This window comes from Bacillus sp. SIMBA_008 (genome assembly GCF_046535495.1).
In the GTDB taxonomy this organism is placed as follows: domain Bacteria; phylum Bacillota; class Bacilli; order Bacillales; family Bacillaceae; genus Bacillus; species Bacillus subtilis.
The window spans coordinates 1-261 of the sequence record NZ_JAWRWL010000686.1; the positions used below are offsets into that span (position 1 = coordinate 1).

1 protein-coding gene is annotated in these 261 nt (G+C 65.9%); it reads left to right on the forward strand.

Going from position 1 to position 261, the window contains the following annotated elements; all coding sequences use genetic code 11:
* Nucleotides 1–261 (forward strand): hypothetical protein (locus SB658_RS24990; protein WP_410603106.1); only part of this gene is annotated, 261 nt, incomplete at both ends.

Below are 261 nucleotides of genomic sequence, written 5' to 3' on the forward strand. Positions count from 1 at the left end.
GCATGTGGCAACGCTGGATCTGGTGCTGGGATCCGATCTGGATGAGGCCACCCGCACGCTGGCGCTGTCCACGGCGGCAGATCTGCGCCGCAGCCTGCGTCTGGATCTGGCACAGGATCTTGATCCGGACACCCGCGCCCTGGTGCTGACCCGCTCGGCAAACCTGTCGCGGCGCATCAATGTGGCGCTCACTGGGACAGGGGCAGAGACCGTGGCGCAGCTCACCGAGATTGCCGGGCTGATTGGTGATGGCAATGGCAG